This is a genomic window from Amycolatopsis sp. lyj-84, assembly GCF_046549075.1.
GTDB lineage: Bacteria > Actinomycetota > Actinomycetes > Mycobacteriales > Pseudonocardiaceae > Amycolatopsis.
The window spans coordinates 158,797-166,847 of sequence record NZ_JAJPWO010000020.1; the positions used below are offsets into that span (position 1 = coordinate 158,797).

At 68.7% G+C, this 8,051-nt stretch carries 6 protein-coding genes; 4 read left to right on the plus strand and 2 right to left on the minus strand.

All coding sequences use genetic code 11. The annotated features are described in order from the left end of the window. Positions 1-97 precede the first annotated feature (97 nt). Complete coding sequence (locus ACLJRM_RS40445; protein WP_101610107.1) at positions 98-460, minus strand: MerR family transcriptional regulator; 363 nt, start codon at positions 458-460, stop codon at positions 98-100. A gap of 64 nt (positions 461-524) precedes the next feature. On the opposite strand from ACLJRM_RS40445, the gene ACLJRM_RS40450 reads away from it, so the two are divergent. Further along, positions 525-1,751 carry an MFS transporter gene (locus ACLJRM_RS40450; protein WP_410666066.1) on the plus strand — a complete coding sequence of 409 codons (1,227 nt, stop codon included), beginning with the start codon at positions 525-527 and terminating at the stop codon, positions 1,749-1,751. On the opposite strand, the gene ACLJRM_RS40455 is transcribed toward ACLJRM_RS40450, so the two are convergent. Next, positions 1,672-2,568, minus strand: a complete 897-nt coding sequence (locus ACLJRM_RS40455) for a LysR family transcriptional regulator (RefSeq protein ID WP_101610109.1) — start codon at positions 2,566-2,568, stop codon at positions 1,672-1,674. The two genes, ACLJRM_RS40450 and ACLJRM_RS40455, sit on opposite strands and share 80 nt — an antisense overlap. A gap of 86 nt (positions 2,569-2,654) precedes the next feature. Here ACLJRM_RS40455 and ACLJRM_RS40460 point away from each other — a divergent pair, with 86 nt between their 5' ends. The 3 genes from ACLJRM_RS40460 to ACLJRM_RS40470 all read left to right on the plus strand — a co-directional run bounded on the left by ACLJRM_RS40460 (position 2,655) and on the right by ACLJRM_RS40470 (position 7,678). Continuing rightward, complete coding sequence (locus ACLJRM_RS40460; protein WP_410666067.1) at positions 2,655-3,995, plus strand: aspartate aminotransferase family protein; 1,341 nt, start codon at positions 2,655-2,657, stop codon at positions 3,993-3,995. 210 nt (positions 3,996-4,205) lie between these two features. After that, complete coding sequence (locus ACLJRM_RS40465) at positions 4,206-6,200, plus strand: hypothetical protein (RefSeq protein WP_410666068.1); 1,995 nt, start codon at positions 4,206-4,208, stop codon at positions 6,198-6,200. Next, positions 6,197-7,678 (plus strand): hypothetical protein, encoded by a 1,482-nt coding sequence (locus ACLJRM_RS40470; protein WP_410666069.1) that lies wholly within the window; start codon positions 6,197-6,199, stop codon positions 7,676-7,678. The genes ACLJRM_RS40465 and ACLJRM_RS40470 overlap by 4 nt, the downstream gene beginning before the upstream one ends. Positions 7,679-8,051: the final 373 nt, after the last annotated feature.

Here is an 8,051-nt window from a genome sequence, read left to right on the forward strand (position 1 = left end):
GTGTCAAGACCGGAGGGAGCTGAAGGGGACTTTCCCCACATGAGACGCGGCGAAGGGAGCTTTCCCCACATAGGACGCGGGGAAAGTCCCCTTCAGCTCAACGCCGAGCGCGGACGGCGTCGAGGTACTCCGTGATCGCGTCCCGGTTGCGGAGCAGGCATTCGGCGCGCCGGGTCATCCGGTCGCGTTCGGCCTCCAGTGTCTCGAGCATCTCCCTGGTCGCGTCCGGGAAGTAGATCTGCCGGGGTTTGTCGAGGCACGGCAGGATCTGCTTGATGATCCGGGTCGGCAGCCCGGCGTCGAGCAGGCCGCGGACCTGGATGACCCTGTCGACCGAAGGCTCGCCGTAGTCGCGGTAGCCGTTGGCCTGCCGTTCCGAGATGATGAGACCCTGTTCCTCGTAGTACCGCAGCAGACGGCGCGACGTCCCCGTCCGCTCCGACAGCTCTCCGATCCGCATGTGCGCCACCTCACCCCGGCCGACTTGACCTTCACATCTATGTGATGGTTCGAGCATACGGACCATGACTCCGAAACTCCCACTCGGCGCGTTGCTCGCGCTGACGACGGCGGCGTTCGTCACCGTCCTCACCGAAGCCCTTCCCGCGGGGGTACTGCCCGCGATGAGCGCCGGTCTCGGCGTCGGCGAGGCGGCGACCGGCCAGCTGGTGACGGTGTACGCGATCGGCACCGCCCTCACCGCGATCCCCCTGTCCGCCGCGACGGCGGGCTGGCGGCGCAAACGCCTGCTCCTGACCGGCGTGGCCGGTTTCGCCGTCGCCAACACGGTCACGGCCCTGTCCACGAGCTACCCGCTGACCCTCGGCGCGCGGTTCGTCGCCGGGATCGCGGCGGGCGTGGTCTGGGCGCTGCTGACCGGCTACGCGCGACGGCTGGCCCCGGAACCGGTGCGGGGCAAGGCGATCGCCATCGTGATGACCGGCATCCCGCTCGCGCTTTCGCTCGGCATCCCCGCCGGCACGTTCCTGGGCACCCTCTTCGGCTGGCAGGTGACGTTCTCGCTCATGTCGGCGATCGCGCTCGGCCTCCTCGGCTGGATCGCGCTCGCCGTCCCCGATTTCCCGGGACAGGACAAGGGCGGCAGGCTCCCGGTGCGCAGGACCCTCGCCGTGCCCGGCGTGGCCGCGGTCCTGTTCGTGACGCTGACCTTCGTGCTGGCGCACAACATCCTCTACACCTACATCGCCACCTTCCTCGACCACGTTTCGATGGGCGGCGCTGTCGACCGGATCCTGCTGGTGTTCGGGCTGGCGTCGATGGTCAGCATCTGGCTCGTCGGCCTCCGCATCGACCGGCGGCTGCGCGCGCTGACCGTCGCCGGCACCGTCCTCGTCGCCCTCGGCGCGACGATTCTGGCTCTGCTGGGCGAAAACCCGGCGCTGGTCCACGTCGCGGCGGCACTGTGGGGGCTCGGCTGGGGCGGCATCCCGACGCTGTTGCAGACCGCCGCCGCGCAGGCGGGCGACAAGGGCGGCGCGGCGGACATCGCGCAGGCCATGCTGGTCACCCTGTGGAACGCCGCGATGGCGGGCGGCGGGATCGCGGGCGGCGTCCTCCTCGCCGGGTTCGGCGCCGGATCGTTCCCGTGGAGTGTCCTGGCGCTGCTCGTGCCGACGCTGGCCGTGGTGCTGGTGGCGCGGCGGCACGGGTTCACAGCGGCAGTTCCGGATGCCTCCGGATCGCCTCGAGAACCAGGTCGACAGCCGCGCGAGGAGCGGAGCCACGCCTGATCGCCGCGGTGATGGCGCGGGTGACCGGTGTCGCGAGCTCGCGGGTGGCGACCTTGTAGCGCTTGTCGACGGCGAGGCCGGGCAGGAGCGCGATCGCGAGTCCGGCCTCGACGTGCTGCAAGGTCATCATGTAGTTGCTGAACCGGCCGATCACACGCGGCTCGAACCCGGCTTCACGGCAGAGCCGGGTGGCGAGGTTCGCCATGTACGACTTCGGGATGTCGAACGCCCAGGGCTCGCTCGCGTAGGCGGAGAGGTCGGCGGGACCGCGGCCCGCGGCCGGATGGCCGGGCGGGACGACGAGCACCACCGGGTCGGCCGCGAGCGGCACGAGCTCGACGTCCGGCCCCAGCGGCTGCTCGACGAAGTCCGTGGTGGTGATGATGATGTCGGCGTCACCGACGCGGAGCGCGGACATGCTCACGTGCGGTTCGAGTTCGAGCAGTTCGATGTCCAGCTGCGGATGCGAGCGGGCCAGCCGGAGCACCGCGGGCACGGCGATGGTGTGGATCGCGCTCTGGAAGGCGCCGAGCCGCACGAGCCCCGTCTGCGCCTCCCCGAGGCTGCGCAACTCCGCCTCGACGGTGTCCATGTGGTCGAGGATCGCCCTGGCGCGGCGGGCCAGCATCAGCCCGGCCGGGGTCAGCCGGACGCGGCGGCCGGTGCGTTCCAGCAGTTGTGTGCGTGTTTCGGCTTCGAGGACCGCGAGCTGCTGGGACACGCTCGACGCGCTCAGGTTGGCCGCCTTCGCGACCGCGCGGACGGTGCCGAGGGTGTCCAGCCTGCTCAGCAGGCTGAGTCTCCATGGGTTGAGCATGGGGCCATTGTTGTACGGATCAAGCGAACAGCACAGCCGGAATTGTGAGATGGACGTGTCGCTCGGATCCGTCTTACCGTCGAGGCATGGCTGCTCCGATCACCGACCTGACCACCGCCGACGGCTTCTGGGCCGACGCCGACAAGCACCTCGTGCGCTATGCCGGGGCCGGCGACTTCACCCGCGAGATCATCGACCACGCCGCCGGGAGCTACCTGTTCACCGAGTCCGGGCGGCGGATCCTCGACTTCACATCCGGGCAGATGAGCGCGATCCTCGGGCATTCGCATCCCGAGATCGTCGGCACCGTGCGGCGGCAGATCGGCTCGCTCGACCACCTGTTCAGCGGGATGCTGAGCCGTCCCGTCGTCGACCTCGCGCGACGGCTGGCCGAGACTCTGCCGTCACCGCTGGAAAAGGCGTTGCTGCTGACCACCGGGGCGGAGTCGAACGAGGCCGCGATCCGGATGGCGAAACTGGTCACCGGGAAGCACGAGATCGTGTCCTTCGCCAGGTCGTGGCACGGGATGACCCAGGCCGCGGCGAACGCGACCTACAGCGCGGGCCGCAAGGGCTACGGCCCGTCCGCGCCGGGCAATTTCGCCATTCCCGCGCCGAACCCCTACCGGCCGGACTTCCTCACCGCCGAAGGAGGACTGGACTGGCGGCGCCAGCTGGACTTCGGGTTCGAGATGATCGACGCCCAGTCCGTCGGCAGCCTCGCGGCGTGCGTCGTCGAACCGATCCTCAGCTCGGGCGGGATCATCGAACCGCCGCCCGGCTACTTCGCCGCACTGCTCGAGAAATGCCGCGAACGCGGGATGCTGATGATCCTCGACGAGGCGCAGACCGGCTTGTGCCGCACGGGAAACTGGTACGCCTTCGAACGCGACGGCGTCGTCCCCGACATCCTGACCCTGTCCAAGACACTGGGCGCCGGGCTTCCGCTGGCGGCGGTGATCACCAGCGCGGAAATCGAGCAGGAGGCGCACGACCGCGGCTATCTGTTCTTCACCACGCATGTCGCGGACCCGCTGGTGGCCGCCGTCGGGAACACCGTGCTCGACGTCCTCACCCGGGACAGGCTCGACGAACGCGCCACCGAACTGGGCGCTTTTCTCCGCCGCGGCCTCGAAGACCTCGCCGATCGTCACGACGTCATCGGTGACATCCGCGGCCGGGGCCTGCTCGTCGGTGTCGAGCTCGTCGTGGACCGTTCCACGAAGCGGAGCTCCGACGAACTCGGCGCACGGGTCACCCGGCGTTGTCTCGAACTGGGACTGCACATGAACATCGTGCAGTTGCCGGGGATGGGCGGCGTATTCCGGATCGCGCCCCCGCTGACCGCGACGGAAGACGAACTGGCGGAGGGACTGGGAATTCTGGACCAGGCGATCGGGAATGCCCTCGACCGGTTCGACGGATGATTCTTCGTCACTTTCGTAACGTCTTCGTCTCCGTGCGAGAATTACCGTTTCACATTCCCGTCCGGCTTCAACCGTGACCTGATCTTAGGCCATATCGGTCAACCCGGACCACCGGTGCCTTTGTCACCGCATGGAATTCCCTCGGCTGTCTATAGTCGACGCTCAAAGTGGGCGCGGTCGAATCGGGGAGCCGCGCGGGGAGGGGGGCCGATGCCTGCCGGCATACCCCGAATATCCGGTCTCGGTGCGATCACCGGCGGCCTGGTCGAGGAACTGCTCACCCGCCCGAAAGGGCAAAGCCGGGCCTTGCCCGTCGTGGTCGCGCTCGGCGCGCGGGGAACCGGGAAGTCCGCGTTGCTCGACGCGATAGCCGAGCGCTGCGAAGAAATACCGCACGCCTATCTCGATTTCGAACGACACGAACGGGAGAACATCCAGCCGCGGGAACTGCTCGCCCACCTCGCGTTCGACCTCGGCAGACACCGGAAACAGTTCGGCAGGCTGGCCTTTCCCCGGCTGTGGCTGTGCATGCTCGTACTGAGCGCGCCGGTGGAATTGCGCGACCGCCGGGCCGCGCTGCGCAAGATCCGTGAACTGCTGGCGGAGAACCAGCCGCTCGAACAGAACCGGGAAACGATCGTCGACGTGGTACGCCTCGTCGGCGGGGTCGCTCCGGCGGGCGGCTTGAAGGGCTGGCCCGAAGCCACCGATCTGCTGCTGCGCGGACTCGGCTGGTACGGCAGGCGACGGCTGGCGGGCAAGATGAAAGCGCTGCCCGCCAGCACCGGCAACCACGAGGATTTCCTCATCGAGATCGCCAAGCACGCGCGAGGCGACGACGAGGACCGCGCGGCCGTCGACGGCATTTTCTGCGACGCCTTCCTCACCGATCTGCGCTTGGGCTACCAAGGCGTCAACCGGTCACGCCGCACGCTCAACAGCGTCGTCCTGCTGGACAACGCGCACACCCCGGGCGGCCAGGTCTTCCTGCGGACCCTGACGGAGGCGCGGCATCGCTCCGGCGGCGAGCCCGACCCGCTGGTGGTGATCGCCACCAGCCGGAGATGGAATCCGGACTGGAACGAAAGCTGGTCGCTGCTGACCCCGCAACGGGGTGCGCCGTCACGAAGACGGCCGACGACCCACCGGACCGACGGGCTGCGGGCGCCGTCGCCGCGGCAACCGTCCGATGTGGACTCGGATTGGACGGCAGGCGGGGACCCGCGGTGGTATCCGTGGTACCTCCTCGAACTGGGCGCGCTTTCCGAAGACGACGTGGTGGACATCGTCGCCCGCGGCGACATCCACCCGACCTCGCGGTTGCCACGATTCCTGTACCGGCTCACCGACGGGCACCCCGGTGCGGTCACCACGGTGTTCGGCGCTTCGGCTCAGCTCTACGATTCCCGCGCCCCCAACGCTCTCCGCGCTTCCTTGCGGACCGGCGTCGAGGCCGAGGACGGTACCGAGACGACCTTGCTCGCCGCGGCGCAGGCCTATCTGCTGCAGGACCTGCCGGTGCCGGGCAGGCAGGATCTCGTCACGGCGAGCGCCGCGCGCGACGTGGAAACGCTGTTCCACAAGAACATCGTCGATCTGCGCAACGCGACGGAAGAGGGCGCGCTGTTCAAGGAACTCGGCGATCTCCTGTGGTTGCGGGCGGAGCCCGGCGAGGAGCTCCACTACGTCCTGCACCCGTGGCTGCGGCGGATTCTGCTGCAGGAGCTCGCGGCCCGCCCCGAGGATCACCCGCTGAACTGGGAGCGGGTGCACACCCGGTGCCGTGACTTCTACGGGAAACACGGCCAGCGGGTGGCCGCGCGCTATCACGACCTGGCGCTGGAGAACGTCTCCGCGGTCGTCGCGCACCTGAGCGAGCCGTTCGCCGACGACCACCAGCCGGAGTTCGACGTGGCGGCCGCCGAAGCCTGGCTCGCCGAACTCGACGTCATCACCGCGGCGCCCAACCGGCTGGACGCGGGCGCGGAAGCGTACGAACAGCTGGAGGCGCACGCCGGGCACGCCGACGGCGAACTGGAGACCACCCTCTCCTGGCTGGTGGTCGCGTTGTGGATCGCGGCGGATCCGCTCGGCGATCCGGGCGGGACGCTGAACTCGACCATCGAAGGCGGTTTCCACCAGCTGGCGCACGGCCGGGGACGGGGATCCATCCTGTTGCACGAAAGGGCGGAGAGATACCGATGACCGCACGGAGCGAGCGGATCAGACCACCACGGCCGACGTGGTCGAAGTGGCTGACGGCGGGCGGCGGCGTGCTCCTGCTCGTCGCCGCACTCGTGGTCGTGTTCGTCGTCGTCCCGGCGATCGACGAAGCCGGGCGCAGTTGCGGCGATGGTGTGGAGAAACGCGGCGAGTACGCCGAATGCGTCGGGGTCACGGACGGCGGTTACGTGTTCTCCCCGGATCTGTCCGATGTGGAGACACACATCCGCGAGGAGAACGCTTCCGTCACCGGCTCCGGCAAGCCCTACGTGACTATCGCGCTCATGCTGCCGATGACCCTGGTGGAGAACGACATCCTGTCCGCCGAGTGGGTCCGGCACCAGATCCAGGGCGCCTACATCGCGCAACGCCGGGCGAACACCACCGGGTCCTGGGGCAGTCTGCCGCTGATCCGGTTGTTGCTGGCCAATCCCGGCAGCAGGCTGACCCACTGGCAACCCGTGGTGGACGACCTCATCGGACGCGTGGAGCGCGAACGCCTCGTCGCCGTCACCGGGATCGGCCTGAGCCTCGGCTCGGCACGCAGCGCCATCGAACGGTTGTCAGAGCACAAGATCCCGGTCGTCGCCTCACCCGTGGCCGCCGACGAGTTCTCCGAAATCCCCGGTTTCATGCGGGTGTCCCCGACGAGCACCACCTACGGCATGGCCGCCGCGGGTTACGTCCGCCCCACCGCGCGCACCGCGACAGTGGTGCGGGACGTCAATCCGGGAGACCTCTACCCGAAGACGCTCGCGGTGGCCTTCACCGACAAGTTCGCGGACGACACCCACCGGATCGTCGGCCGCACGGAGGTGTACGACTCCAGCCTGCCGGGGATCGAGAACACGTTCCTGCAGATGATGCCGAACATCTGTGGCAACGAAGCGGAAGTGGTGTACTTCGCGGGCCGCGAGAACCATCTCGCCTCGTTCGTGGCGGAACTGGCGCAACGCCCGTGCCTCGACCGGCCCATCACGGTGCTGACCGGCGACCTGGCGCTGGTCGGCCCGCCGAGCCAGGAAATGCGCAGGGGGCTGGAATCCAAGGTGACCGTGCTGGGTCCCGGGCTCGCCCACCCCCGCGCGTGGACGACCGAGCCGTCGGTGTTCAACCCCGCCGCCGTCGCGAGTTTCCAGGAAGAGGGATGCACCGGATGTTTTCGCGCGGTGTTCCCGAAGGAACGGCTGGACGACGGGATCGCCATCCTCTCCCACGACGCGGTCCTCACCGTGGTGTGGGCGATCCGCGGCATCCCGAGGACCGCGCCCGCCCAGGTGACGGCGCAGGACGTACTCCAGTCCAAGAACCGCCTGCACGGCAAGCTGGCGGTCCCCGGCGCGAGCGGCATGATCTCCTTCGACGACCGGGGTGACCCGGTGAACAAGACGGTGCCGATCCTGCGGGTGCGGGTGGACGACACACCCGAGTACGTCCAGCTCTCCGCACCGGCGGGGTGAGACCCCGGCCCGGTGCCGGGGTCCTTTACACCCCTAGTCCCAGCGGCGTCATCAGTCGCAACGGCGGCGCGTGAAGGCCTCTCCTTGCGTTAGGCGCCGGGGTCTCGGCAAGGTCGGCTATCCACACGTGTCAGGTTTCGAAGGTTTCCAGCGGGCTGGTTGTCGCCTAGCGGGGTTCGACTATCCACAAGGGACTACAGAATAGGTTTCGATGCCCGATTCGAGCACTTTGCGCGGTTTCGCTCGCCGCGTCCGATGCCGAGCGGCCGTGTCGCGAAAGCCACTTTCGGGACGCCTGATGCCCCGAAAGTGGCTTTCGCGACGTGATCCGTCTCTGAGCACGTATGATCGCCGCCCGAACACACCGGGCGCC